This is a genomic window from Methylomonas sp. 2F7 (genome assembly GCF_057126975.1).
In genome coordinates, this window is record NZ_CP195203.1 from 3,677,563 (window position 1) to 3,703,112 (window position 25,550).

The 25,550-nt window shown below is 48.9% G+C and carries 25 protein-coding genes; 5 read left to right on the top strand and 20 right to left on the bottom strand.

The window, feature by feature from the left end; genetic code table 11:
- Window positions 1-2 precede the first annotated feature (2 nt).
- From trmD to ffh, 4 genes are all read right to left on the bottom strand, one after another.
- Entirely contained in the window at window positions 3-743 is a 741-nt protein-coding gene (gene trmD / locus ACR64Q_RS16515; protein WP_036275856.1) for a tRNA (guanosine(37)-N1)-methyltransferase TrmD, read from the bottom strand.
- A gap of 10 nt (window positions 744-753) precedes the next feature.
- Complete coding sequence (rimM, locus tag ACR64Q_RS16520; RefSeq protein WP_020484864.1) at window positions 754-1,245, bottom strand: ribosome maturation factor RimM; 492 nt, start codon at window positions 1,243-1,245, stop codon at window positions 754-756.
- A 25-nt stretch (window positions 1,246-1,270) separates the two neighbouring features.
- Window positions 1,271-1,522, bottom strand: a complete 252-nt coding sequence (gene rpsP, locus ACR64Q_RS16525; protein ID WP_026602075.1) for a 30S ribosomal protein S16 — start codon at window positions 1,520-1,522, stop codon at window positions 1,271-1,273.
- An 88-nt stretch (window positions 1,523-1,610) separates the two neighbouring features.
- Window positions 1,611-2,966 (bottom strand): signal recognition particle protein, encoded by a 1,356-nt coding sequence (gene ffh, locus ACR64Q_RS16530; RefSeq protein ID WP_026602076.1) that lies wholly within the window; start codon window positions 2,964-2,966, stop codon window positions 1,611-1,613.
- A gap of 126 nt (window positions 2,967-3,092) precedes the next feature.
- On the opposite strand from ffh, the gene ACR64Q_RS16535 reads away from it, so the two are divergent.
- Window positions 3,093-3,890 (top strand): cytochrome C assembly family protein, encoded by a 798-nt coding sequence (locus ACR64Q_RS16535; protein ID WP_020484861.1) that lies wholly within the window; start codon window positions 3,093-3,095, stop codon window positions 3,888-3,890.
- A 43-nt stretch (window positions 3,891-3,933) separates the two neighbouring features.
- Here ACR64Q_RS16535 and ACR64Q_RS16540 read toward each other — a convergent pair whose 3' ends face one another.
- From ACR64Q_RS16540 to ACR64Q_RS16605, 14 genes are all read right to left on the bottom strand, one after another.
- Window positions 3,934-6,426, bottom strand: a complete 2,493-nt coding sequence (locus ACR64Q_RS16540) for a 6-hydroxymethylpterin diphosphokinase MptE-like protein (protein WP_026602077.1) — start codon at window positions 6,424-6,426, stop codon at window positions 3,934-3,936.
- Window positions 6,427-6,532: 106 nt separating this feature from the next.
- Window positions 6,533-7,387 carry a flagellin N-terminal helical domain-containing protein gene (locus ACR64Q_RS16545; RefSeq protein ID WP_036275861.1) on the bottom strand — a complete coding sequence of 285 codons (855 nt, stop codon included), beginning with the start codon at window positions 7,385-7,387 and terminating at the stop codon, window positions 6,533-6,535.
- Window positions 7,388-7,923: 536 nt separating this feature from the next.
- Complete coding sequence (locus tag ACR64Q_RS16550) at window positions 7,924-8,256, bottom strand: hypothetical protein (protein ID WP_313732466.1); 333 nt, start codon at window positions 8,254-8,256, stop codon at window positions 7,924-7,926.
- Complete coding sequence (fliS, locus tag ACR64Q_RS16555) at window positions 8,256-8,642, bottom strand: flagellar export chaperone FliS (protein WP_026602079.1); 387 nt, start codon at window positions 8,640-8,642, stop codon at window positions 8,256-8,258. The genes ACR64Q_RS16550 and fliS overlap by 1 nt, the downstream gene beginning before the upstream one ends.
- A 15-nt stretch (window positions 8,643-8,657) precedes the next feature.
- Window positions 8,658-10,055 carry a flagellar filament capping protein FliD gene (fliD, locus tag ACR64Q_RS16560; RefSeq protein WP_026602080.1) on the bottom strand — a complete coding sequence of 466 codons (1,398 nt, stop codon included), beginning with the start codon at window positions 10,053-10,055 and terminating at the stop codon, window positions 8,658-8,660.
- A gap of 26 nt (window positions 10,056-10,081) precedes the next feature.
- Window positions 10,082-10,519 carry a flagellar protein FlaG gene (locus ACR64Q_RS16565; protein WP_020484855.1) on the bottom strand — a complete coding sequence of 146 codons (438 nt, stop codon included), beginning with the start codon at window positions 10,517-10,519 and terminating at the stop codon, window positions 10,082-10,084.
- Between the two features lie 63 nt (window positions 10,520-10,582).
- The gene (locus tag ACR64Q_RS16570; RefSeq protein WP_020484854.1) at window positions 10,583-11,434 is read right to left on the bottom strand and encodes a flagellin domain-containing protein; all 852 of its coding nucleotides are present in this window, start codon (window positions 11,432-11,434) and stop codon (window positions 10,583-10,585) included.
- Window positions 11,435-11,561: 127 nt separating this feature from the next.
- A complete protein-coding gene (locus ACR64Q_RS16575; protein ID WP_026602081.1) occupies window positions 11,562-12,614 on the bottom strand; it encodes a nucleotidyltransferase family protein in 1,053 nt (350 codons plus the stop codon).
- A 12-nt stretch (window positions 12,615-12,626) separates the two neighbouring features.
- Window positions 12,627-13,265 carry an acetyltransferase gene (locus ACR64Q_RS16580; protein WP_026602082.1) on the bottom strand — a complete coding sequence of 213 codons (639 nt, stop codon included), beginning with the start codon at window positions 13,263-13,265 and terminating at the stop codon, window positions 12,627-12,629.
- On the bottom strand, window positions 13,262-14,329 hold the full coding sequence (gene neuB, locus ACR64Q_RS16585) for an N-acetylneuraminate synthase (protein WP_313732467.1): 1,068 nt from the start codon (window positions 14,327-14,329) through the stop codon (window positions 13,262-13,264). Before neuB ends, ACR64Q_RS16580 begins: the two co-directional genes overlap by 4 nt.
- Window positions 14,326-15,504, bottom strand: a complete 1,179-nt coding sequence (gene neuC, locus ACR64Q_RS16590) for a UDP-N-acetylglucosamine 2-epimerase (RefSeq protein WP_026602084.1) — start codon at window positions 15,502-15,504, stop codon at window positions 14,326-14,328. The genes neuB and neuC overlap by 4 nt, the downstream gene beginning before the upstream one ends.
- Complete coding sequence (locus tag ACR64Q_RS16595; RefSeq protein ID WP_026602085.1) at window positions 15,504-16,643, bottom strand: LegC family aminotransferase; 1,140 nt, start codon at window positions 16,641-16,643, stop codon at window positions 15,504-15,506. The genes neuC and ACR64Q_RS16595 overlap by 1 nt, the downstream gene beginning before the upstream one ends.
- Window positions 16,636-17,616 carry an NAD-dependent 4,6-dehydratase LegB gene (locus ACR64Q_RS16600; protein WP_313732468.1) on the bottom strand — a complete coding sequence of 327 codons (981 nt, stop codon included), beginning with the start codon at window positions 17,614-17,616 and terminating at the stop codon, window positions 16,636-16,638. The genes ACR64Q_RS16595 and ACR64Q_RS16600 overlap by 8 nt, the downstream gene beginning before the upstream one ends.
- On the bottom strand, window positions 17,613-18,314 hold the full coding sequence (locus ACR64Q_RS16605) for an acylneuraminate cytidylyltransferase family protein (protein WP_026602087.1): 702 nt from the start codon (window positions 18,312-18,314) through the stop codon (window positions 17,613-17,615). Before ACR64Q_RS16605 ends, ACR64Q_RS16600 begins: the two co-directional genes overlap by 4 nt.
- 149 nt (window positions 18,315-18,463) lie before the next feature.
- Here ACR64Q_RS16605 and ACR64Q_RS16610 point away from each other — a divergent pair, with 149 nt between their 5' ends.
- From ACR64Q_RS16610 to ACR64Q_RS16625, 4 genes are read left to right on the top strand one after another with little or no spacing between them, the layout of a single operon-like run.
- Window positions 18,464-19,582 carry a glycosyltransferase gene (locus ACR64Q_RS16610; RefSeq protein WP_313732469.1) on the top strand — a complete coding sequence of 373 codons (1,119 nt, stop codon included), beginning with the start codon at window positions 18,464-18,466 and terminating at the stop codon, window positions 19,580-19,582.
- Window positions 19,572-20,657, top strand: coding sequence for a class I SAM-dependent methyltransferase (locus ACR64Q_RS16615; RefSeq protein WP_313732470.1), 1,086 nt, complete (start codon window positions 19,572-19,574; stop codon window positions 20,655-20,657). Before ACR64Q_RS16610 ends, ACR64Q_RS16615 begins: the two co-directional genes overlap by 11 nt.
- Window positions 20,654-22,354 (top strand): carbamoyltransferase C-terminal domain-containing protein, encoded by a 1,701-nt coding sequence (locus ACR64Q_RS16620; protein ID WP_313732471.1) that lies wholly within the window; start codon window positions 20,654-20,656, stop codon window positions 22,352-22,354. Before ACR64Q_RS16615 ends, ACR64Q_RS16620 begins: the two co-directional genes overlap by 4 nt.
- Entirely contained in the window at window positions 22,351-23,475 is a 1,125-nt protein-coding gene (locus tag ACR64Q_RS16625) for a radical SAM/SPASM domain-containing protein (RefSeq protein ID WP_313732472.1), read from the top strand. Before ACR64Q_RS16620 ends, ACR64Q_RS16625 begins: the two co-directional genes overlap by 4 nt.
- On the opposite strand, the gene ACR64Q_RS16630 is transcribed toward ACR64Q_RS16625, so the two are convergent.
- Both ACR64Q_RS16630 and ACR64Q_RS16635 read right to left on the bottom strand, forming a co-directional pair.
- Window positions 23,472-24,377 carry an NAD-dependent epimerase/dehydratase family protein gene (locus ACR64Q_RS16630; protein WP_313732473.1) on the bottom strand — a complete coding sequence of 302 codons (906 nt, stop codon included), beginning with the start codon at window positions 24,375-24,377 and terminating at the stop codon, window positions 23,472-23,474. The two genes, ACR64Q_RS16625 and ACR64Q_RS16630, sit on opposite strands and share 4 nt — an antisense overlap.
- A complete protein-coding gene (locus tag ACR64Q_RS16635; RefSeq protein ID WP_313732474.1) occupies window positions 24,367-25,515 on the bottom strand; it encodes a DegT/DnrJ/EryC1/StrS family aminotransferase in 1,149 nt (382 codons plus the stop codon). The genes ACR64Q_RS16630 and ACR64Q_RS16635 overlap by 11 nt, the downstream gene beginning before the upstream one ends.
- Window positions 25,516-25,550: the final 35 nt, after the last annotated feature.

Sequence of the window (25,550 nt, forward strand, 5' to 3'; positions counted from 1 at the left end):
TATTAAACAACTTCAGTTCTAAATTCTTTCAACAAAGCATCCTGCTCTGCGCTTAATGTTACTTTTCCAAGCATATCAGGGCGCCTAGACCAAGTCCGCCCCAACGCCTGTTTCATACGCCACCGTTTGATGTCAGCATGATTTCCGCCGAGTAGTACATCCGGAACGTCGCCAATATCGCTATGCTCGGGCCGCGTATAATGCGGGCAATCCAACAATCCATCAAAATGCGAGTCTTGTTTAGCAGATTCTTCGTCACCAAGTACGCCAGGAATTAACCTGGTAACCGCATCGATTACTACCAAGGCTGCCAGCTCGCCACCGCTGATGACGTAATCCCCCAGCGACCATTCTTCGTCACAGGCATGCTGGATAAAACGTTCGTCTATACCTTCATAGCGACCGGATACGAGGATCAATTGGTCATAGCAACTCGCATCCAACAACAACTCCTGATTAAGCAAACGCCCCTGCGGACTCAAGCAAATCACTTTGCTATTAGCCAAGGCATTATGCTGTTTGGCTGCATCTACCGCGTCGAGCAAAGGTTGGCATTTCATTACCATGCCCGGCCCGCCGCCATAAGGTCTATCATCCACTGTCCGGTGTTTATCGTGCGTGTAATCACGAGGATTCCAAACGGACAAATCAACCAAGCCTCGCTCAATTGCTCTACCAGTTACCCCGTAACCAGCGGCATCCGATACCATATCAGGAAAGAGACTGATAACATCGAAACGCATGCCTTGAGAGTTAAAAGTCAGGATCCCAATCGACGATAATCAGACCATCGTCAAGATCAATTTTTAAAATAGTACTCTGCTGCAAAAACGGAATCAGGCGCTCTACGTCGCCATCAACTACTACCAACACATCATTAGCGCCAGTTTCTAACAAATGATCAACCTTGCCTAATTTGCAACCTTCTTGATTGCGTACTTCCAGTCCAATCAGATCGGCCCAATAATATTCGCCATCGCTGGCTTTGGGTAGTTGTTGCTTGCGTATCAGAATATCAGCCCCCATCAACTCAGCGGCAAGATCTCTATCGTTAATGCCTTGCAATTCTGCGACAACTAAGCTGCCTTGCCGCCTGCCACCAAGCAATTTAACTTCTTGGATTTGGCTATTCTTCTGGAGAATCCACGGCGAATACTGCAATATATTTTCGCGGGGATCAGTGAAAGAATAGACTTTTACCCATCCTTTTACACCAAAAACGCCGGACACTTGACCGACGTTCAACAATTCCCCTGCTGGCAAAGCTAAATTAAGCGGCTGCTTTATCGGCGTCTTTGATCAATCTAGCGACGCGATCAGTAGGTTGCGCGCCATTGGATTTCCAGTATTGGACGCGTTCGCTATCCAATACTAATCTTTGCTCACCACCGCGAGCTAAAGGATTGAAAAAACCTACGCGCTCAATGTAACGACCATCGCGACTGCTTCTGCTGTCGGTAACAACAACATGATAGAAAGGACGATTCTTAGCGCCGCCTCTGGACAAACGAATGCTTACCATTTGGATACCTTAAATAACATTGAATCAAAAAACTTAATCAAACTATTCTACGCGATTTTCACAATAAGTGAAGGACAAATTACGACAATCACATTCTCATGCCGCGCATATTGCTCTTCAAGCCGCGCATCATGTTGGCAATATTACCCTTGCTGAATTTTTTCATCATCTTTTCCATCATTTGATGCTGCTTCAACACACGATTTACAGCCTGCAAGTCCAAGCCGCAACCATCGGCGATACGCTGCTTCCGACCGCCTTTAATCAGATCAGGAAAACGCCGCTCTTGTTTGGTCATTGAGTTGATTACGGCAATCTGATGCGCCAGATCTTTGTCGTTGACTTTATCCTTAATATCTTTGGGCACTCCGCCCATACCCGGCAGCTTATCCATCATCGCGCCAAGCCCGCCCATATTCTGCATTTGTTCAAGCTGCTCCTTCAGATCGTTCAAATCGAAGCTTTTGCCTTTTTGCAGCTTTTTGGCTAATTGCTCGGCCTTTTTCTTGTCGACATTTTGCTCGATATTCTCGATCAGCGACAACATATCGCCCATGCCCAAAATGCGGGAGGCAAGACGATCAGGATAGAAAGGCTCCAAAGCATCGGTTTTTTCGCCGACACCGATAAACTTGATAGGTTTGCCGGTAATATGCCTGATGGACAGCGCCGCACCGCCACGCGCATCGCCGTCGGCCTTGGTCAGAATTACACCAGTCAAAGGCAAGGCATCGTGAAAAGCTTTAGCGGTATTAGCAGCATCTTGGCCTGTCATGCTATCAACCACGAACAAGGTCTCAATCGGCTTGATCGCGGCATGCAACGCCTTGATCTCAGCCATCATCTCGTCATCGACATGTAAACGACCGGCAGTATCGACGATAACCACGTCTAAAAATTGACGCTTTGCCGCATCTATAGCTCTATTAACAATGTCGACCGGATTTTCGCTGGCATCGCTTTCGAAGAACTTCAAGCCAACATCAGCGGCTAATGTCTCTAACTGCTTGATCGCCGCAGGACGATAAACGTCAACGCTAACCACCCCAACTTTTTTCTTTTTCTTTTCTTTCAGATGGCGGCCTAATTTTGCCACCGTAGTGGTTTTACCGGCACCTTGCAAGCCGGCCATCAATACAATTGCCGGCGGATTGGTACGCAAGTTCAGCTCTTCGTTCGCCGAGCCCATCACTTTGACTAATTCAGACTGCACCACCTTGATCAGTGCCTGCCCGGGAGTCAAACTGGTTTGAACTTCCTGACCCAACGCGCGCTGAGTAACTTGATCGATAAAATCGGTCACCACCGGCAAAGCGACATCGGCCTCCAGCAAAGCCATTCGGACTTCGCGCATGGTGTCCTGGATATTGCTCTCGGTCAGACGACCTTGGCCTTTAATTTTTTTTAGCGTGCCACTGAGGCGATCGGATAAATTATCAAACATAGCTGCGTCTTTATTTTTATAGGGTTCCGGCGGATGTCTGCCAACACAAACGGATTACAACAATTGGTCTGCTTAGTTTAACATAACCCTATCGCAACACCTTTTGATTATTCCCCTGCCATCGCCATGTACACCACACCCGTCGGCCTGTTTTCGATATTAAGCTATGCGATTGCCGCGACATTCATCGTTAGAGAAATCTTTGGAGCCAGACAGCACCAGTTATCCATGCAACTAGCTTGGCTTGGCGCAGGGCTGCATAGTGTCTATACCGTGATGAACGTGCAAAATCATGAAGGATTCAACTTCAGCTTTTTCAGCACGGCATCGCTAGCAGGTTTGGTTATTTGCCTTCTACTGTTAATTGCCTCGCTGGACAAACCAGTAGCAAAACTTGGCGTATTGATTTTCCCAGTGGCGGGAGCGATGCTGGCTTTAGATATGAGCTATCCGGCAACACCACACCTGCTGATCAATCATAATTGGCAGATGAGCACCCACATCCTGACATCGATATTAGCGTTCAGCCTGTTAAATATCGCTGCTTTACAAGCCATTTTATTGGCCGTTCAGGATCAACAATTGCGCCATCACCACCCTAAACGCTTTATGTTGGCTTTACCGCCTTTGCAGGCCATGGAATCGCTGTTGTTTCAAATGATTGCGACGGGATTACTGTTTTTGACCGCATCTTTGGTCACCGGCTTCTTTTTCGTCGAGGATTTATTTGCACAGCATTTGGTTCATAAAACCGTACTATCAATCCTGGCCTGGATAATTTTTTCCGCACTTCTGTTCGGCAGGATTCGCTATGGCTGGCGTGGACAAAGCGCAATTCAGTGGACCCTTATAGGCTTTACTTCATTATTACTGGCCTATTTCGGCAGTAAATTGGTTTTGGAATTGATATTGAAAAAAGTTTGACCCTTTAAAAATAGCCCAAGACTACGAGACACCATATCCGCAGCTAAAATCCAGCGGAAACCAACGCAGCCTTCATGGTGACAGCAACTTCAAGATCAGGTTTTTGAGCCAAAATATAATCCAGCATCATGATAGCCGCATCATAAATCCCTTGCTCCGTATACAAGTTAGCCAACTTTATTTGCACCAACGTATCTTGAGGGAATTGACCGATGTAATTATTGTAGGCGTCTATCGCGACCATCACATCGCCATGCAACCTTTGCATTTCCGCATACAAGGGCAAGTAGAAAGGATTCAATTGCGACAAACACTGTAACGCTAAATTGGCGGTATGAGCGTCATCGCTATCGATACCAATATCCGCAATCCTTATCAGAGCCTGCTCGACCAACACACCACCACCGTCAACAATTTGTCGATATGCATCCAGAGCCTGTGCGGGTTTTTGCTGCAACTCAGCCGAGTAACCGGTAATCAGCTGCCGATAAGGCTCAACCGCCTGCTGATCCTGATGCTTGTTCAAACTGATCAGCAAATCACTCAATTCTTCGATTTTTTTATGCTTGAATAACAAGCCCGCCCTTTGCTTCAGACTGGAAAGATTTCCCTGACTTTTGGCCTTGGCAAAATGCCGAGTATTTTTATCATGAACAATCTCTACGAAGTGTTTTTCAAAATCGGCAAATTGAACCTGAACATCTGCCGGTAGCTCGGCAATAGCCTTCCACAATCTTACACGACCAAAACTTCTGTCCTTTCGATATTGCTCGATTACCAAACCAAAATTCGGGGCATCCGCATATTCCTGCTGTCTGGCTTGAACTCTTTCGACAGCGCCATCCAACAAACACATCAATTTTGTAGCACCTTCCCGATAGGCGTCGTAGAAAACGTTGCCAAGTTGCTTCGCCTCTTCCGCACTCCATTCTTCATCCGTAAATGCCTTAGTCAACTTGATAAAACTTCTGATACCAAAGCTCTTTACCAGCTTGCTGAAATGCCTATGTTCGCGTTTAAACTTCTTTTCGATCTGATCGAGTCTTTTCTTATCCTTATAGTTTTCAATGACTCCATCGGCACTATACATCTCGTCATTGACACGGCGGGCATTCTCCGCCAGACGGGCAATTCCTTTGATCTGAAATTGGGCACGTCCTAACTCGTCAAGAATTTGTTTATGATATTTACTCTGTTCAGCGGCGTCACTAATCCGCTCGGCTACAATTTTAGCCACATTAATGGCGCCATCGCCAAACTCGATTTCGGATATGGGCAAATACTCGATATTGTCGACTTTGGCAGAACCGGCGGAAATATTGAAAATCCGACATCCCATTTCCGATAACTGTTTCGCCTGGAAACTTAGCGAGAGAATGGCTTGAGCGAAGTCGCAACTTGTAGGCGCCATAAAACCGGCATTTGTCTCTACTTGCAACGATGTCAAATTAAAGCGTGGCCCGGCCATTTGCTCGTCGCTACCGGTGGCGTGAGTGAAGCCTTCCCTGGTGAAGCATAAGTCTACGCCGGCGAGCACCATTCTTTTGAAGCCAAAATGATACGCCACGCTCAACGCAGTATTGGTCACGGTAGGCCCCGCACTGCCAATATTCGCTACGTTCAGTGGCGACGGCCAAGGCAGTCGCGGACCAAGATAGAACCCAAGACCATGCCATTGGTTAACTAAAGTGGGGACAGTGTGGTAGGAATACACAAAAATCGGCTTGCTGCTGAACTCGAGCATTTCCTTGCTGATATCAAAGCTCAGCTCAGTCGGATCCACCGAAAACACAAAATCCGGCTCGATATTGGCCTGTAATAACTGGCGAGAAATTCTGGAAACAGCAAAAACCACAACTTCGTTGCGATGCAATCTGAGCCATGGCAAAACCTCGTCAAGCGAGGGACCACCCGCCAAAATTAACACCGTCTTATCGACAAAGGCCTTTTCGAGCAATTTTGCCGGCCTTTGGTTATCGGCCAAATTAATAATCTGTCTGGCAATAAACGCCTCGCTACCCAGCTCGACACTGATTTGCCAATGCAGTTGTGATAGTACTTCCGTGATATGCCAACTTAGCTCTGCATACTCCTCTATATAATCGTCTTGCGCGCAAATTGCGTTGTAGGATCGTACTGCGTTGATATACAGATAATCGTTTATTTTGAAACTTTTAATAGCCTCCGGCCATTGTTCCAAACCGATACACAGAATCTTCTCATCCAATCCATCAAGCAATTGGTTGTATTTTAACCCCTGCAACACGCCTTCCGGCTCAATGAAGATGTAGCGCGTACCCTTTGGTAAAGGCTTACTTTGTAGGTATTTTGGCAGTAACCCGGAATCCGTACCGATAATCACATTAAGCGCATCTTCAGCAAACAGATCCTTACCGTACTTCGCGTCAAACAGCGCTTCGGCACTAACTTTATCGAAGCTATTTCTATTTAGGTTGAAAAAGTATTTTTCGCCAAAGTTATTTACGCTTATTGGCCCTAAGTCATATTGGCCCACCCGATCAAGTTCATCAACCATTTGCTACTTCTTGATTAAAGTTTACGGAATCTCACTAGCTAGGTATCAGCTTAGCATTCCTATACTCAAATGCACCGTCAATCCAGGCTAAATACTGCGGTTACTTTTATTTCAATAACTGCAATACGCCTTGGGTTACTTGATTAGCCTGAGCCAACATCGCCGTACCCGCCTGTTGCAGAATCTGACTGCGGCTTAAATTTGCCGTTTCGGCAGCGAAGTCGGCATCCATAATCCGCGAACGAGCTGAGCTTTGATTTTCAATGGAAGACTGTAAATTCGATATAGTGGTGGAAAACCGATTTTGAATTGCACCTAAATTCGAACGAAATGTATCAATTCTTCTGATTGCCGTATCGATAGCGTTGATTGCTGAGCGCACATTTCCAGAGGTAGCAGCTGATCCAATTGAATGCTTGTTACCAAAAAGCGCGCTTAAACTTGTCACAGCTAACAAATCCGATACCGTAACCGATATTTGATTGTCTGCCGCAGTATTAGCTCCAATTTGAAAGTTCGCATTCTTTAGAGAACCGTTTAGAATTTTTTTGCCGTTGAATTCGGTATTTTGAATAATCCTTTTAACCTCTGCACCCAATTGCTTAAATTCGGTATGGAGCTTTTGCCTATCTTCACCGCTAACAGCCGCTCTGTTGGCCGCCTGAACCGCTAAGTCGCGCATTCTCTGCAAAGTTTCAGTGATTGTACCCATCCCAGCTTCCGCAGTTTGCGCCATGGAGATACCGTCGTTGGCATTGCGCATGGCAACAGTCATACCGCGAATTTGCGATGTCATCCGGTCGGCAATCGCCAAACCGGCGGCGTCGTCTTTAGCACTGTTGACTCTAAGACCTGATGATAAGCGCTCCATAGACATTTGCAGGCTATCGTTAGTCCGCGTCAAAAACTTCTGACTATTCAATGACGCGATGTTTGTATTGATGACCATTGATGATGGCATGATCGTTCTCCCGGTTGATACTAAGTGGAATAGGCATTATTGCCGCCACTAAACATCAATCACTTTTTATGCCAACATATAAAAATCCCTTTTAAATTCAATAATTAAAAAAATAAAACGCTATTAATATCATCAAACACGGCTGAAACACACCAGATCAAAGGCCGTTTCGCCAATTAACCAGCCTTAAGACAATTAGAACGACATTTTTTTGACTCGTCCCTCCGAAATCTATTGTCTAGAAAACCCAAATGCCAAGCACACCCAATAAAAATACAAAATATCAAATTAAATCAACAATATGCATACCATTCACACATTTTGAGAATCGTTAATTCAATATACGAAAGGGTTACAAAAACGTCGAGGAAAGCTGTAAGCTGAAATCAGACAAACAATTGATGATCACAAAGGGGAGCGGCATTTCATTGCCGCCAAGACCACAGTCAAGAAATTAAGGGGTATATCGATACGCTGAACAGCGTGTTGTAACAGGATGATCTGGAAAAAACGAGGATAGGTATGAATCAGATGACTTAGTAACTGCTATAAGCCTGCATTGCCTTGCGGCCGCGATCCAAGACAGATTGCTGAGCAGCAGAGAGCGACTTTTGCTCTTCGATATAAGAAATAAAAACAGCATCCTGCTCAAGCATGGACTGAGCTAATTGCTTGATAAGTAGTTTTTTATGCTCGGGTAAGGACGCTATGCCCGCAAAAAACTGTTCTAAACAAACTTGCCTTTTATCCAAAATATCAGCCAGACTCTCCCATTCCGACTTTAGTATGCACTCTTGGATATTGTCGGCAAAACCTTGTAACTGCTGTTGCCACTCCAAGAAATTAGGATCAGGGAAATCAACAGACATTAGGCAATCGCATCCCAGGCCTCTTTAACGTCTTTCATCAACACAGTCACCTCATTTAGGATGTCTTCGCTGTTTTCACTGCTTGCCTGTAACAACCGAAAGTTGATGTAATCATACAGTTGGCGAAGATTGACAGCAATTTCTCCACCCTGCTCTAAGTCCAGCACCTCGTTCAGCCCACCTACTATGCCAATTGCCTTGGATATATAGATACTTTTCGCTTCCATATCGCCATGAGTAATTGCACCTTTAGCAGAATTGATTCGCGCCAAAAATCCTTCCATTAACATTTGTATCAATCGATGGGGAGATTCCTCGCCAAAATTGCTGGAGGTATGAACCTCAGCATATTGTCTAGCACCTTTTCTATGAGCATCAACGTACATGGGAAAACCTCTTTATTACAATTTGCTGATCCAGTTACTTAGAAAAGAACCGGTTGATTTAAATTTACCTACATTGACGTCCATGGCTGTGAATTGCTTTTGCAAAGTCTTTTGCAAATTATCTAATCTAACTTGCACGTCGGCTCTGCGATCTTCCAAGGTAGACAATTGTTTTTTCAGCGATGTTTGCTGACTATCCAATGGTCCACCCGATTGCAACAAATTATCTAATTTTGAGTAAAGCCGAGTCGCCACACCGTCAGACGACGAAAACACATCGCTAACCGACTGCAAGCTGGCACTCAGTGCAGTGTTAAGCTGCGTGCTATCCAATGACATCACACCATCTTTATCTATTTTCACGCCTATCATGGCTAATGAATTGTAATTGCCGGTCGCTGACGAAACTGGATTTGCCGAATCCTGTCTGACTTGGGAAGTCACATAACGCAACGTAGCGTCGCCGATTAACGCGCCATTTCCGGAACTACTACCGCTGGAACCGCCACCGTATTTACCCAAGTCTTTGGCGGTAGTGTGCAGCTTGTTGTATGCGGTTACGAAACTTGTCAGAGTTTTGTTGATGGCTTCATTGTCCAAACTGACATCAACGTTCACCTTGGTACCCACTTGAGCAGATTTCAAGTCTAAAGTCAGCCCCTGTACTACGTCTGTTATCGAATTGGTGCTGCGCGTTGCGGTCTGACCATCGACTTTGATAATAGCGTCGGTAGCAGTCGCCTGAGCACTCAAATTAGACGAAAAAATTTGGGATAATCCCGAGGTATCGGTGTTGTTTCCATCATCATCAGTACCCGTCACGGTAAATGCGTTTGCAAGTCCGGAATTTTTGGCTGTGAGGACCAGCTTGGAAATTGTACCGGTGCCGGTAGAGTTGTCGACGTTAACGATACTCGCGGTAACGGCGGTATTACCGGAAGCGTTGTTGATAGCATCCCTTATACCTGTTAACGAATTACTACCGGAACCAATCGTCACGTTGAACGAGGCACCTGCCGTAGTAGCAATAGTCAAAGATCCTGTGCCTACAGTGGCAGCTGAGCTGGCAAACTCGGCCGAAATGGATTTTTGCGCCTTTGCCAACTGGGTAACCTCCAAGGCATAAGAACCCGCCACGGACCCCGCGCCCGCGGCAACCTTTAAGATTGATTCGTCGGCAGATGCGGCTTTATGCGTTTTGAATAGATTTCCATCTTTCAGTTTATTGACCGCAGTCTGAAAATCCGACAACGCACTTTTCAAGCTGCCGATTCCGCTTAATCTGGTATTTGCCGCGTCTTCTTGCCGCTGAATCGCATTTAGTGCCGGCTGACCTTCAGCGGTCACTAATTGACTAACCAGTGTGCCAATATCGATACCGCTACCAATACCCGTTGACGACACGATGCTCATGACACTCTCCTCACCCGACTAACTTGCTAAGCACGATCCTGAATCATAGAGCCTTGCTGGCCATCCAACTCCTGCATTCTTCTGATAAACGCCAGCATTTCTTCGGACGGAATTTGCCGCACGACATCACCCGTTTCACTATCAACGACTTTCACCACTAATTCCTTGGTTGAATCATCTACTTTGAATTGGAGATTACGGTTAACCGATTGAAGCAACGAATTTCCTTTATCCGCCGCTTTTTTTACCGAATCGAAAGAAGGCTTAACTTCATTCTGTTTGTCCTGATCTTGGTTCGAAACTGAAGAGGATACAGTCGAGTCATTTTGCAACGCGGAAACACCAGGGTTACGCTTGTCAGCATCGACCCTGGCTCCCGCAAATGATTTTTCATCCGTTTGCTTATCAGCTTTAGCAACAGTCACGGGAGATAGCTTTAACACATTTGAAATCTCACTGTTCATGACATTCACCTTATGCTTTTCGTATTAAACGGGAGGTTACGGTCCGCAACCCCCCTATCAAAACTACCTTAGCAAACTCAACACGGATTGACCGGACTGATTAGCCTGCGCCAGCATCGCTGTACCGGCCTGTTGCAATATTTGCGTTTTGCTCAAATTGGATGTTTCTGTAGCAAAATCGGCATCCAGGATACGGGATCTCGCGGCGCTTTGGTTTTCTATCGAAGACTGCAGGTTGGCTACAGTAGTAGTAAACCTGTTTTGAATAGCACCCAATGTTGAACGGAAAGTATCGATCTTTTTGATCGCACTATCAATAGCTGAAATTGCCGATCTAACTTTGGCGGAAGCCGCACCCGAACCGATCGAATATCCCGCAGCGCCAAACAAGGCACTAAGACTGTTAACTTTTTCCAAGTTCGAAACAGTAACAGAAACTTGGTTGTCTGTCGTGGTATTGGCACCTACTTGGAAGTTAGCACCCGCCAATGAGCCGTTCAAGATTTTTTTACCGTTAAATTCGGTGTTCTGAATAATCCTTTTGATCTCAAGACCCAGCTGTTTAAACTCGGTTTGCAGTTTGTCCCGGTCGGAACCACTTACCGCCGCCCTGTTGGCCGCTTGAACCGCAAGGTCACGCATACGTTGCAACGTATCGGTAATAGCACCCATACCGGATTCCGCTGTTTGCGCCATCGAAATACCGTCGTTGGCGTTTCTCACTGCTACGGTCATACCGCGAATTTGCGATGTCATTTTATCGCTGATGGCTAAACCCGCCGCGTCGTCTTTTGCTGAGTTAATCCGCAAACCAGAAGACAAACGCTCCATTGAGGTTGCTAGCGAATCATTGGTTTTATTCAAAAAACGTTGACTGTTCAACGAATTGACGTTTGTGTTGATTACCATTGCCATGATGTTACCCTCCAAATTTCGAGAACGTTCAGCGCTTCGAAGATTTTGTGTTGTGTTGAATTAAAAAGATTTGTTTCAAACTCGAATGATGTATCGGCCCGGGTTTGGAGAACTTTAACCCTCTAATTCAGAAATACTTGGCGAATTCGCCCTGTGCTCTTAGAAAATCGGCTTCGCGACCTATATCCAACCAATAGTCATTGACCGGGAACATAGAGACTATCTCGCCTGCAGCCACTTGTTGGTTTAATAAGGTCGGCATATCCAGCTTTTGCTGCATTGCGATGCTGTTGATCAAACTGTGATCCAGCACATAAATTCCCGCGTTGGCCAAGCAGCTTTGCAAGGGCTTTTCTTCTATCCCTACGACTCTTTGCTGCTCCAATCTCACGACGCCGTAGGGAATTTGGTATTCGTATTGGCGTACGCATAAGGTAGCGATAGCTTGTTGCTCGTTGTGATAGGCCAATAACCTGGAAAAGTCGATCTGAGTCAGAATATCGCCGTTCATCACAATCAAGGGTACGTCCGGCAAATTGTCCGGCATTAAACCAATCGCGCCAGCCGTACCCATAGGCTCGCTCTCGTCGATATAATCGATTTTGATGCCCCACCGCCCCCCGTCACCAAAATAGTCTTTGATCTGCTGCGCGCGATAATGCACGGCGATGTAAAACTGCCGAAAACCCGACTTAACGAAATTCTCAATAATGGTTTCCAAAATCGGCTTGCCGCCGATTTCTAAGAGTGGTTTGGGGCATTCGTCCGTATAGGGCCGCAAACGCGTACCAAACCCACCCGCCATCAAAAAAACCGGGTTTGGGTATGCCGGCTGCTTGTACAACGCTTGCAACGACTCCAGCCGCACCACCCTGCCATGTTCATCGACAACCGGCAATTGGTAGAGATGATGGCCTTCCATAATGGCTATCAATTGGGTCTTGCTGTCATTTAAAGCGGCAACTTTCGGCCGCTTATTCATCACTTCAAAAACCGGATGCTCCAAGGACAATCCGCGAATCAAGGCCCGACGAATATCACCATCCGTGACGACACCCAGCAATTTTTCTTGGTCGTCTACGACTAGAGCAATCTGCAAGGCGGCACGATCAATCACCTCGATAGTCGCTCGCAACGTCGCTTCTGGTCGAATCAAAACCTGCTGCCAATGCTGTTTCATTTATTAATCCAGTTACAAATCCTGTATATGCGAACGCGGTGGATAGACAATCTGCTTACAACCGATATCGCGCGTCACCACGCTGCCCGCGCCCACCACGCTGCCGGAACCGATTCTTAGGCCTTGAATGATGGTGGCGCCGGTGCCAATGTGCACGTTATTGCCCAACTCCACCCCGCCACTCAGCACCGCACCCGGCGCTATATGCACATCACGACCAATGCGGCAATCATGCTCTACAATGGCTCCGCTATTGACTATGCAGTTTTCAGCAATTTTTGTGCCTGCCTGAATAATGGCGCCGGCCATGACCTGTACGCCCTGTGCGAGTTGCACGCCACCGGCTGTAAACGCGCGCGGATCAACTAACGTTTGAAACACATACCCTTGCTTCACAAATTGTTCATATAGGTTTCCGCGCAAGCCAGCGCCGCGTGGCAGAGAGCCTATGCCGTTGACTAACGCGATATCGTTTGCTGCGTAAGCCCGTATTGCCGAATCATCGCCCAGTATTTTGACCCCAAAATGCTCGCTTCCTGGCAGTCGGTGCGGATCGGCCATGCCCAGTATTTCGATTTCCAACCGCCGTAACATGTCGAGCAACACCCGCGCATGCCCACCGCCTCCCAGTAAAATGACCGGTTTACTCATTCGATCAAATCATCCACGTCATAGCTACGATGACTGGTTTGACCAAGTAATCGCCAATATTCCATCGGATTCAGACCGGTTCCGGGCCGCTTGGTCGTCAAATTTTCGGCACTAAAAATTTCACCCGCGGCTATTGATGTATGCGCCACCAAACTTTTGCGGGCGACCGTACGATTTTGTAATTCCAAGGCTTGCGGCATCTTGCCCGGACGACCAAGCGCCTGTTCGACGGCGCGAATATCCCGCACCATGTGTTTTAATTCAGTCGGTTCCAGTGATACTTGGTGATCGGGACCTTTTTGACTACGATCCAAGGTGAAATGCTTTTCGATCAATATTGCACCTCGCGCCACAGCGGCAATCGGCACGACCAGCCCCTCGGTGTGATCTGAATAGCCGACCGGCAGGCAAAAAGCCTGCTGCAACACGTCCATCGCCCGCAAATTCACATCCGTCATCGGCGTCGGATATTCGCTGGTGCAATGCAGCAAGGTGACTTTTTCATGTAAAACCGCTTGCCCCGCTTCCGAGCCGTAGGCTTGCTGAAATGCAGCCAGAGACGGTTGCTCCCAACCTAGAAAGCCAAACGCCAATACACCCAGCGCCGCTTCCACTTCACCGAGAGTGGCCATGCCGGTAGAGACAATAATATCCTTCCCGGTTTGGGCATGGGCCAGCAAAAACGGCCCGTTGGTAATCTCACCCGACGGAATTTTCAATCTGGATAGACCGAGTTCGTCCACCAAAAACGCTAAACTATCGAAATCAAACGCGGTCGAAAGAAACTCAATACCTTGGCGTTGGCAATAGTCACGCAACTGAAAATGAAATTCGTATTTCAGCTCCAGCTTGCGCAACATGTCCAATTGGCTCTCGGCTACACCAGTGCTTTGTTTCTGATACTCGGCTTTGCTCGCAGCCCAAGTCACTAATTTCTCGGCTTTAAAGGTCTGGAACTTCACCGCATCGGCACCGGCAGCTACCGCCGCATCGACCAGTTGCATGGCGGTTTGCAAACTGCCGTTATGATTGACACCTGCCTCAGCAATGATGAAAACACTCATACAACCACCTTCAAATCGTAAAAACGCTTCTTCAGCAGCCCATCCACAGGCGTGTGTTTCAGAAGCTCTTTAATCTGCGCCGAAGCGCCGCCCTGACCGTAGGGGTTTTCGACACACTTCAGGGTATTCGCAAATTCGCCGGAAAATATTTTTAGCAGGGCGGCGCGGATCGCATCGGTTTGCGGCGCGCAGTGGATTACGCTACTGGCACAGATCCGTCCTCGCTGGCGATCACCAATATTGACGGTGGCAACCTTAAATGCCGGCGCTTCTAAAATACCGCTGGAAGAATTGCCAACCACAGCGTCGACCAGCTTCAATGCAGATAGATAACGCTGAGAGCCCATGGAAACAAAGCTGGTCACCCGATCCGCATGACGTTGCCGATAATCTTCTATCATCCCAGCTATGGCCCTGCCATCGGCATCGGCATTGGCGTGGGTAAATATGATATGAACGTCATCGAACTCATCCAAGGCCCGCAATAACTGATCAAACTGCTTGGTAGCGGTTGCCGTTTCCAAGGTAACCGGATGGAAGGTAACCAATAGATTGCGCTTGCCAAACTTAAAACCAAGCACCTGCTCCAACTGTTCTTTGTCGAGCAACGGCAAGCGATAAACATTATCCAGTCCCGGCGCACCCACATTGAATACCCGATCAGGCTGCTCGCCGAGTTGAACCACCCGCTGCCGATAAACCTCGGTTGAGGTGAAATGTAAGTGAGCCATTTTGGTAATGGCGTGACGGATGGCATCGTCCACCGCACCTTCGGTCAGTTCGCCACCGTGGATATGGGCAAGGGGCAAGCGTAAATTCATCGCCGCCTGCGCAGCTGCGAATATTTCAAATCGATCCCCCAAGACAACTACGATATCCGGTTGCAATTCATTTAAGGCGTCGGCAAATCCAATCAAGCCCAAACCCATGGCCTTACTGATACCCACCGGCGTATCCGAAGATAACAGCATTTCGACCTTGCGATTGATAGCAAAACCGTCGGCGGCAATCTGTTGCCAGGTCAAACCAAACTCCGGCGACAGGTGCATGCCGGTTACGATTAATTGCAACGCCAATTCACTATCATCCTGAATGTCTCGTAACAACCAGTACAACAAACCGTACTCAGCCCTGGAGCCCGTGATAACGCAAATTTTGCGCGGCACATTAGCCATCACAAGACCACGCTACTGGGGACATTGACCAGTCGCTCTGCCAAACGCCTTGATTGCACCAAGCTGTGGTGTTGGCAATCTTTATACATCGGCAGGTCCACCATCAAATCCCATAGCGGGCGCGTCATGACGCCTTGAGCGTTGCTGTATTCAAGGAAGGCATCGCGTTGCACCACATCATCCAGTAACAAGGCATTCAGCCAGTAATTAGAACAAGCATCGCTCGGTTCCGAGACGATTTCCACACCAGCGCCCGCAGCCCATTCCAGGTAACTCTGCGCCAACACGCGTTTGCGTTCGACAAAAATCGGCAATTGCTCAAGTTGAGCCAGCCCCAACGCCGCATTGAGGTTTGGCATCCGATAGTTAAAACCGATTTGATCGTGCGTAAATTTCCAGGCGTGCGGCAGCTTTGCGGTGGTTGTGAGATGTTTGGCCCGCCGCGCGAGATCATCATGGTCGGTCAAGATCATCCCACCACCACCCGTGGTGATGATTTTGTTGCCGTTGAAACTGAGCACGCCCAGTTTACCGAACTTCCCACAATGCCGGCCGTCAAGTCGGCTGCCCAAGGCTTCGGCGGCGTCTTCCACCAACGGTATGCCGTAGTCGTCGCATACTCGTAACAATCCAGCCATATCGCACGGATGACCGAAGGTATGCATCGGCAAACAGGCGGCGATGCGCTTACCACTGCTTTTGTTGTAAACGCCATCGTCACGGCGCTCGCAGTATTGCTCTAAAAATTCCGCCAGGGCTAGCGGCGACAAACCCAGCGTCCCAGCCTCAATATCCACAAACACCGGCTCTGCACCGCAGTAATGAATGGCGTTGCACGTGGCAACGAAAGTCACCGCCTGGGTAAGCACTTCCTCGCCAGGCTGAACGCCGGCAAGCAATATGGCAATATGTAGCGCAGCCGTGCCGTTGACGGTCGCTATGGCGTGTTTGGCGCCTGTGTATTCGGCGATTTTGATTTCAAATTGGCTGACGTAAGGGCCAACGCTGGATACGAAAGTACTGTCGATCACATCAAACAGATACTGCTTCTCGTTGCCGGCAAAGCGCGGTTCGTGTAGCGGAATAAAATCATTAGTTTGATAAATCTCGCGGACCAGGCGGATAAAACTGTCAAACATTGTAAATATCCGCTTTGTATCTTTTCAGATTGTCTGCGTTGCCGAACCAAGCCACGGTGCGGCGCAAACCTTCTTCCAAACTCACTTGCGGCGCAAAATCCGTCAGTTGCTTGATTTTGCTGTTGTCGCACCACAAACGGTTCACTTCCGACTTTTCCGGCCGCAGCCTTTGCTTATCGACCAAAAACTCGACATCGCTGGCCATGATGCTTTTGATTATATTTAAAGTATCACCGACCGAGATTTCGAAATTGGAGCCGATATTGACCGTTTCGCCGATAGCTTGCTCCGCTTCGGCTAAGGCGATAAAGCCGCGGCAGGTATCTTCCACATAATTGAAATCGCGAGTCGGCGACACATCGCCTAGTTGGATCTGTTTTTTACCGTTGGCAATCTGCGTGATGATGGTCGGAATCACCGCCCGCGCAGATTGCCTGGGGCCATAGGTATTAAAAGGCCGAGCGATCGTCAGCGGCAGATTGAAGGCGTTGAAAAAACTCATCGCCATCGCATCGGCGGCGATTTTCGAGGCGCTATAAGGCGACTGGGGCTGTAACGGATGCTTCTCGTCTATCGGCACATATTGCGCGGTGCCGTAAACTTCGCTGGTGGAGGTATGAATCACTCGCCCGACGCCATTATCGCGCGCCGCCTGGCATATATTCAGCGTGCCGCGGATATTGGTATCGACATAACTGTCCGGGGCCTGGTAGGAATACGGGATGGCAATTAATGCCGCCAGATGGAACACCGTATCAACATCACGGCAGGCAAGCCGGCAAAACTGCGGGTCGCGTACATCACCACAAATTACCTCAATTTGGTCTTTACGGACCACATCTTCGAGCCAACCCCAGTTGTTGAAGGAGTTATATTGCGCCAGCGCCCGCACCTGAAAGCCGCGCGCTACCAACATTTCCGTCAAATGCGAGCCGATAAAACCGTCGGCGCCAGTGACTAAAACCTTGTTCATACCAGTCCTTGTTTAATAAAAGCCTCGGCAATAGCCCAGTCTTCTTCGGTGTCTATATCCAGACTTTGGATTGCATTCATGATCAGCGGCATTGTTCTTTCGGGATATAACGATTTATGTTCCAACAGATATGCCGTTTTACAGCAATACATCGCGCCATTGGGCGTCAACAGCGGCTGAATCTGCTGGCGAGCGGTCTGAGTCGGCTTGGTTTTGTTCAAGGGCGATAAAAAGCCGTCATCGCAACGAAACAGCGTGGTCAAGTCGCGATGGATTTCCTTACAGCCTATCGCCGCATCGGCCTTTCCTGACACCAGCATAGTCCACGCCTGATGAATTATAGCCGGGGAACGGAAAGGGGACGTCGGTTGTAACCACATTAGCTGGTCCGGTAAATAGCCATGCGCTTGTTGAAACCAATGTAAAGCATGTTCTGCAACCTGAAGGGCCGATGCGGTATCCGTAGCGTAATCATCAGGACGAATAAATGGCGCCTGCAGGCCGATTTGCTCGGCCTCCTCTACATATTTCTGCGAATCGGTCGATAAGATGCTCAGACAACCGGTCAAACCAGCTTGCGCTATAGCTTGCGCGGTCCAGGCAAGCAATGGTTTGCCGCCGAGTAACTTGATATTTTTATCCGGCAAGCCCTTAGAGCCGCTCCGAGCCGGAATGACAACGAGTGTGTTAATTTGCATTCCCGTGGTTTAATTTGTCCTGAAAAATTGGAACTCAACATAAGAATAGACCAATCTGCTTTAGCTTTCGGGTCCGCTAACGGCCCCATCAAAATTGGATTTGATACGCTGCAATTATGACTTCGCGACGCTTACGCGCGGCAATATTCATGCCTCGCGCCAACACATTCTACTTATCTTTACTATTCGGTTTAAAAAGAGGCCTGGAACAACACGACGTGGAGGTATTTGCCTCCGTCAGCCATTATGACGAACCCTGTCTGCTGGAATTTTGCCATCAGTTCAAACCCGATCTGATCTTTGAAATGAACCGTGCCCGCAGTGCCTTACCCAATCTGCCGGCCCACATCAAGCATATCGCCTGGATTGTCGACACCCTGGGCCATACCGTAGATTACTACCATGGCAGCGATATAACCTATTTTTTCGGCGGCAATTGGAAGCGCGCGTTTACGGCTGACGGCGGCTTGGTTGACTGGTTACCGCCTGGCACATGTGAAATTAGCTATAACTTTCAGCCGCAACAACCGCTCTCGGATTTTTCGTTTGTCGGCCATATTCCCAAACCCTGGACCGAGGAAGAGTTGTCGCGAGAAATTTGCCGACATCAGCAAGAACCCATCAACTTCGGCAGGCTGCACGACGAACTGATCGATTATTGGCAAAACATAAGTTTCGAAAACTTTGAAAACGTAACCTATCTTAATTCTGCCTACCAATTGATCGAAGAACGTTACGGCCATGCGGTGGAGATCGCCGACCAAAGGCTGCGTTACGATCTGGGCTGTCGCATGATTAGACTACGAAATCGTCATCAGTTGATGTCGCTAGTCCTGGAAAACTCGGCGTCAGTGAGGATTTACGGCTCGGAAAATTGGATGGACTGGCCGCAATACCGCCCGCACTATCACCATTTTGTCGATCACAGTCATGAGTTAAAGCAGATTTATCAGTCCACCAAATTGAATCTGCACGAAGGTGTTGGGCCGCATTTTCGGGTATTTGATGCCATGTCGGCCGGTGGCCTGATGTTCGTAAAGCGGACACCGGACGATAAAGCGGAGGGCGGCATCCTGGAAATCTTCGAACCTTTCGTGCATTACGTGCCGTTTTCGGAACACGATTTTGCCGAACACGCCGAAAGATACCTGCACGACGCACAGGCTCGACAAACAATCGTCAGCAACGCCGCCCAACAAATCCAGGCCAAACATACCTGGACTCAGCGTGCCGCCAAGATCATCAAGGACTATTACCATGTGGTCTGATCCCGAACTACCGGCACAGTTGGCCATGACCGAGTTTTACGCCGAACATGTACACAGCCATATCCATACCGATCCGCAGCAGACCTTGCAAAAGTATCGACGCAGAATTTGCGCCGAACTGGCCAAATTCGGGATATCAATAGAACAACTCCGCGATAAAACCATACTCGATATTGGTTCCGGCTGGCAGGCCATCGTCTTCCAGGAGTTGGGTTGCCGGCAGGTTTACCACCTGGACATCAATTCCAAACATGTCGATTTTCTAAATCGGTACGTCGCTGAAAACGGCATAAAAAATATTATTAGTGAACAAGCTGATATCAGCCACTCGTTGGGGTCCGCGCACGATATTGATCTGGCCTTCGTCGCCGGGGTTTATCATCACCTAGCCGATCGCGAAGGCTTTCTAGGTAAACTATTGCCGAACATGGCCGCAAACAGCGACATTTTATTCAGGGTTTACCGCGCCGGAACCTGGAGTCGCTGGCTGGTGGCGATGTTAAGGACCGCCAGCGTCGGCAGATTGACACCCGAACAGCTGCTACGCGCTTACCGGCTGTTACATCCCTATGCAATGGACAATCAGTTTGTCGGTGACTTAATTGATGACCTGCTAACCCCACAATGGCTAGCATTTCGGCCACAGCAATTCGTCGCCGATGCTGAACGACTACAGTTACAGTGGCACTGTTCGGCACCGGCATTTGACTTCGACTTCTCGGACCAAGACGAAAACTTTCGCGTGAAATGGCATATAGACCACCCTGCCGCCTTCAACCTAAGCAACGGGGTGATCGCAACCGGCCAAGCCCACACCGAGAACGCTATAGCCTCACCACAAATCGCTGATCTGGCCGGCAAATTGACCGATCTTATGGCAAGCCTTAGCCATTACCCCAAGCGCGACGCGGCCACCGTACTCGTAGCATTATATTTTTTGGTCAGAACACACAGTGGCGTCGATGCCTATCGCGGGCAAATCGCCGATGCCACACCCAATCCCAACCTGGCGGATTGGCGTATCGAGCAATTACACGCCTCGTTAACCTATTTCCGCGACTGGCTTAATCAATGAATATACTGGGCATTACCTCCGGCAGCGAAAGCGGCGTTTGCCTGTTTCAGAATGGTCGAATAGTACTGGCAGTGAGTGAAGAACGTTTAACTCGCAAAAAATTTGACGATAGTTTCCCCGCGCGCTCAATAGCCTGGATCCAGCAAGAAAGTGGCTTGACGTGCAGCGATATTGACTTGATCTGTTACGGCTTCAGTCAAGACTTTATTGATAGCGATGCCGAACAAGCCTATATCGACAGCTTACTGTCAGCGGAAACCATTTCAGACGAAACCACTCGTTCAATAATCAGGCAACGCGTCGAAACCGAGCGGCAAATCGACAAAACCAAACGTCGGGCATTTTTCGCGGCAATCCGCGACCTGTTTCCGGATACGCCGATTTACAATTGCAGCCACCACCAATCCCATCAGGCAGCGGCTTTTGCACCGTCGCCATTTGTCCAGGCGCTCGTGATTACCGCCGACGGCCGCGGCGACTTTAAATCGCTGACCATTAGCCGCGCCGACCGCAGCAACGGTATCGAAGAGCTCTATGTCAGCCCCAGTTGGCGCAGCCTGGGTTATTTTTACGGGCGTATCACCCATTTGTGCGGCTTCAGCGCCAATCGCCATGAGGGCAAAGTCACCGGCTTGGCCGCTTTAGGCGATCCACAAGCCGCGCAAGACTTTATCGGGCAGATCATTCGTTTGGAGGATGAGGTAATTTGTCCGGCGTTCGGCGAACTCTACACGCCGTTTTTCAGCAATTATTCTGCGGCATTGACCGAACAGGCAGCGCGCTTCAAACGCGACGATTTGGCCGCCGCCGCGCAGCAACAGCTGGAAAATATCGTCTGCCGCTTGATCGAAAAACATGTCAAATCCTCCGGCTTGAAGCAAATCTGCTTGGCAGGCGGCGTCTTTGCCAACGTCAAATTAAACCAGAAAATCCGCCAGCTCGACTGTGTCGATGAGGTATTCGTCTATCCAGCCATGAGCGATGGTGGTATCTGTGCAGGCGGCGTTTATCACTATTTGTTATCTAAGGCGGAAGCGCGGACCGTGCTTGATCATGTCTATCTGGGTCCCAAGTGCGAATTGTCGACCGATTCCAATGCCTGGGAGAAACATGGCATTCGCGCAGAGGTAGAAGTCAATGCAATCGAAAAACTGACAAGCATTCTGCAGCAACAGGCAATCGTTGGCCTCGTATCGGGTCGCAGCGAATTCGGGCCCCGGGCTTTGGGGCATAGAAGTATTTTGGCCTCGGCGCGGGATAGAAATATCACTGCCCAAATCAATCTGCGCTTGCAACGCGATGATTTCATGCCGTTCGCACCCAGCATAGCGGAAGATTTAGCCGACCGATGCCTAAAAAATTATCAGAACACCTGTTTATCCGCTGAATTTATGACTTTGAGTTTTCCAGTGACAGATGAATTCAGATTAAATTCGCCCGCAGCAATTCATGTAGACGAAACCGTCAGACCACAGATCGTGACCCGGAAAACCAACCCATTTTTTTATGATTTGTTGATGGCCTGGTACAAAAAAACAGGTGGATTATGTCTATTGAATACGTCTTTCAATAGACACGAAGACCCCATCGTCAACAGTGCCGAAGACATCATCAAAGCGCTCGAACATGGCGCTGTTGATTGGGTATTCAGCCCACCCAATCTGTTTCTGAGTTATGCAGAAGAGGCTGTGAAATGAACAAACCGGCGACATTCTCGGATTTGCAAAATAGCGCAGAGCATCATCATTGCATACACCCCTGGGCCGATCTCTGGATCAATGCCGCAGGGCACGTCACCTGCTGTCCGCAAAACCGTAGGCGCTTCGGAAGTATTCATGAACACAGTATTGCGCAACTCTGGAATTCGGACGCCGCACAAACTGTTCGACGGCTGATAGCTGAGGGGGATTACATCGCCGCCGGCTGCGAAATCGAATGTCCCTATTTGCGTGGCCGTAAAGAGGCACCGGATGAGCCGCCACCAGCGAACGAATTGATTAACTTGGACTTTGAACTGCCCGTCGCGGAGTCTGCCCTGCAACGCAATATCACCACGGTCATTGCCGAATACAGCAACAAGGCGCAAGTACTGTCCGGCCTGCCAATCTATGTCGACACCCAGCCGGTATTACGCTGCAATGCCGACTGCATCATGTGTCCGCAACCACACATGAGTGACATGCGGCATTCGGAGGACATATTGCAAAAACTGGAAACACTGCGACCAACGGCCAAGGTATTCCGCTGGCAAGGTGGCGAGGTATTCAGCAGCAAGAGCTTTTTCAATTATCTGCGTCAATTCGATACGACCGACAATCCCGATCTCGTCAAATATGTCATCACCAACGGCAGCCTGCTGACCGAAGAGCGGATTGCCGCACTGACCGAGCATGACAATCCGGTATTTTTTCTGCTCTCTATAGATGGCGTTCAGCAATCGACATTCGAAAAAATAAGGCTAGGGCTAAGTTACCGGCAAGTGATGGCGACATTGCACTTTTTGGCATCGGCTCAAGCGACGGACCGGAGTAGCCGTAAACTGGTCCGTTGGAACTATGTGGTAATGAACAGCACCTTGGCTGAGATGCGTACAGCCATAGATTTGGCGGATGACTTAAAAGTTGACTTGAATTTTGCTGCGCTGCAAGGCGATTACCCCGAGGAAAACATTTTCCGCTATCCGTTGCATGATATTGATACTTTGCTGGAAAGTTTTGCCGACCTGGCGGCTTACAGCAGCAGCAAAGCCATTCAGGTAGACGGGCTTTCAGGGCTAAGTTACCGGCTAAGACAACACCTTCCAGAGCCGCCCGGCTAATAGCTTTCCGAAAGGCGATTCAATTCTTCCTTCAGACTGAATTTGGGTGAGAACTGCCAGGTCCGAGACTCAAGCCGAATCCGCCCGATATCCTGCACCACCCCGTGCACAGCGTAATCGATACGCGAGTTGGACTTAAAACTGGATACGACCAAGGCCGCCAACTCTTCGGCGGTGTAAGACTCATCCGACCATAATTCGAAACACCGCTGCCTATGTCCTGATGTTTGCAGCAACATAACAATATCCAAAATCGAATCGATGACATCCTGGATGTGAGTGAAATGAAAGCGGGTTTGGTTATTCAACACTCTTACCGCCTGATTTTGCTTGGCGCGCTTTACAAACGTCGGCAACAACTTGTTGACGTGATCGCGCTTTCCACCGTAAACATCCGACAGCCGGCAAATCGCTAACGGCATCTCGTAGCTATTGGCGAACGCCAACAGCAATTGCTCGGCAGATTTTTTGGATATTGCATAGATATGATCGACATTGACCTGAGTGTCGTCCAACGTATCGTAGTAACTGACTTCGCGGGTGCTAAGATAGATAATCAAAGGCTTGCGAGCCGCTCCGGCGAGTAATTCTATTAAGTTAGTAGTCGCCAGAACCGTGGAGTTGACGCATTCCATTGGGTTGGCTCGTGCATCGCTAACCCGTGATACGCCGGCAGCATGCACCACAATGTCTATATCGGTCAGTAACGGCGCCAAGCCACTCCTGTCCAGTAAATCCAAATGATGAAACCGAATACCGAGCGTGGCAAACTCGCCGGCCGTGTCGGCATGCGGCATCATTCTGTCTACGCCCGCAACCCGATAGCCTGCTTTCGCCAACGCGATAGCCAGTTCACTGCCGACGAAGCCGCAGATTCCGGTAATGAAATAATTAACGGCCACCGGCAAACTCCCTGACTGACGCAATCACATAATCGCATTGCGCATCGTCCAGAAATGGATGTATCGGCAATGACAACACTTCGCGGGCCACCCGCTCGGTCATTGGTAGAGAAACCGGTGCCAACTGCAACTGCGGATTTAGATGTAAGGGCTGCGGCCAATGAACGAAGCATTCTATGTGCCGTGATTGCAAATGCCTGATCAATCCAGCCCGGTCCTGGCAAAGTACCGGATAAGCGCTGAACACATCAAAACACCCACTGGACTGACAGGAAAGCGGCAAATGCACACTTTGGCAATCGCTAAGCCCGGCATGGTAGCGAGCAGCTATATGCCGGCGTCTATCGATATCATCCGCAAAATACCGCAAATTCACATTCAACAAGGCGGCTTGCAGATTATCCAGCCGGGAATTGAAACCAAATCCCATCAAATCCTTGTTTTCATTCTGGCCGTGGTTGCGCAGCATCCGGATTTTCTCCGCCAGTAACGGATCGTTAGTGGTCACCAACCCGCCGTCTCCGTAACAATGCAGGTTTTTCATCGGATGCAAACTAAAGGCGCCCAATTTGCCGAAACTACCGGCATACCGACCATCAATGCGCGCTCCCAGCGCTTGGGCAGCGTCTTCAACCACTGCCACCCCATAGTGTTCGGCTATTGCCAATATACCCGGCATGTCGCAGCAACGACCATTCATATGCACAGGAATGATCGCCTTGGTAGCTGGCGTAATTGCTGCCTGCAAAGCGTCGGTCGCGAGATTAAAGTCCTGGCCGATATCGATAAGCACCGGCTTGGCGCCGCAATGCACGATAGCCGCCAGCGTTGCCACAAACGTATGCGCAACGGTTATCACCTCATCGCCGGCACCGATACCCAAGGCTTTCAACGCCAAAAACAATGCGTCGGTACCGCTGTTGACGCCAATCGCAAACTTCACCGCCAGTTTATCGGCGATGGCCGTCTCGAACGCTCTTACGTCATCTCGCAAAATATAGCTGGCGGAATGCCCTACCGACTCGAAAGCGGCTGTCAGCAATTGTCGGCGTTCGGCAAACTCCTGCTGAAGCCCGACGAAGGGAACAGCACTAACGTGATATTCCTGTAAAGTTTTTTTTGAATAATCTATTAACACTCGGTCGCGATTCAATTTAAAAATTAATAACTAGT

Coding starts and splice junctions, on each gene's coding strand:
- trmD (WP_036275856.1), bottom strand. CDS start 743: ATGCGTTTCGATGTTATCAGTCTCTTTCCTGATATGGTATCGGATGCC.
- rpsP (WP_026602075.1), bottom strand. CDS start 1,522: ATGGTAAGCATTCGTTTGTCCAGAGGCGGCGCTAAGAATCGTCCTTTC.
- ffh (WP_026602076.1), bottom strand. CDS start 2,966: ATGTTTGATAATTTATCCGATCGCCTCAGTGGCACGCTAAAAAAAATT.
- ACR64Q_RS16535 (WP_020484861.1), top strand. CDS start 3,093: ATGTACACCACACCCGTCGGCCTGTTTTCGATATTAAGCTATGCGATT.
- ACR64Q_RS16540 (WP_026602077.1), bottom strand. CDS start 6,426: ATGGTTGATGAACTTGATCGGGTGGGCCAATATGACTTAGGGCCAATA.
- ACR64Q_RS16545 (WP_036275861.1), bottom strand. CDS start 7,387: ATGCCATCATCAATGGTCATCAATACAAACATCGCGTCATTGAATAGT.
- ACR64Q_RS16550 (WP_313732466.1), bottom strand. CDS start 8,256: ATGTCTGTTGATTTCCCTGATCCTAATTTCTTGGAGTGGCAACAGCAG.
- fliS (WP_026602079.1), bottom strand. CDS start 8,642: ATGTACGTTGATGCTCATAGAAAAGGTGCTAGACAATATGCTGAGGTT.
- fliD (WP_026602080.1), bottom strand. CDS start 10,055: ATGAGCATCGTGTCGTCAACGGGTATTGGTAGCGGTATCGATATTGGC.
- ACR64Q_RS16565 (WP_020484855.1), bottom strand. CDS start 10,519: ATGAACAGTGAGATTTCAAATGTGTTAAAGCTATCTCCCGTGACTGTT.
- ACR64Q_RS16570 (WP_020484854.1), bottom strand. CDS start 11,434: ATGGCAATGGTAATCAACACAAACGTCAATTCGTTGAACAGTCAACGT.
- ACR64Q_RS16575 (WP_026602081.1), bottom strand. CDS start 12,614: ATGAAACAGCATTGGCAGCAGGTTTTGATTCGACCAGAAGCGACGTTG.
- ACR64Q_RS16580 (WP_026602082.1), bottom strand. CDS start 13,265: ATGAGTAAACCGGTCATTTTACTGGGAGGCGGTGGGCATGCGCGGGTG.
- neuB (WP_313732467.1), bottom strand. CDS start 14,329: ATGAGTGTTTTCATCATTGCTGAGGCAGGTGTCAATCATAACGGCAGT.
- neuC (WP_026602084.1), bottom strand. CDS start 15,504: ATGGCTAATGTGCCGCGCAAAATTTGCGTTATCACGGGCTCCAGGGCT.
- ACR64Q_RS16595 (WP_026602085.1), bottom strand. CDS start 16,643: ATGTTTGACAGTTTTATCCGCCTGGTCCGCGAGATTTATCAAACTAAT.
- ACR64Q_RS16600 (WP_313732468.1), bottom strand. CDS start 17,616: ATGAACAAGGTTTTAGTCACTGGCGCCGACGGTTTTATCGGCTCGCAT.
- ACR64Q_RS16605 (WP_026602087.1), bottom strand. CDS start 18,314: ATGCAAATTAACACACTCGTTGTCATTCCGGCTCGGAGCGGCTCTAAG.
- ACR64Q_RS16610 (WP_313732469.1), top strand. CDS start 18,464: ATGCCTCGCGCCAACACATTCTACTTATCTTTACTATTCGGTTTAAAA.
- ACR64Q_RS16615 (WP_313732470.1), top strand. CDS start 19,572: ATGTGGTCTGATCCCGAACTACCGGCACAGTTGGCCATGACCGAGTTT.
- ACR64Q_RS16620 (WP_313732471.1), top strand. CDS start 20,654: ATGAATATACTGGGCATTACCTCCGGCAGCGAAAGCGGCGTTTGCCTG.
- ACR64Q_RS16625 (WP_313732472.1), top strand. CDS start 22,351: ATGAACAAACCGGCGACATTCTCGGATTTGCAAAATAGCGCAGAGCAT.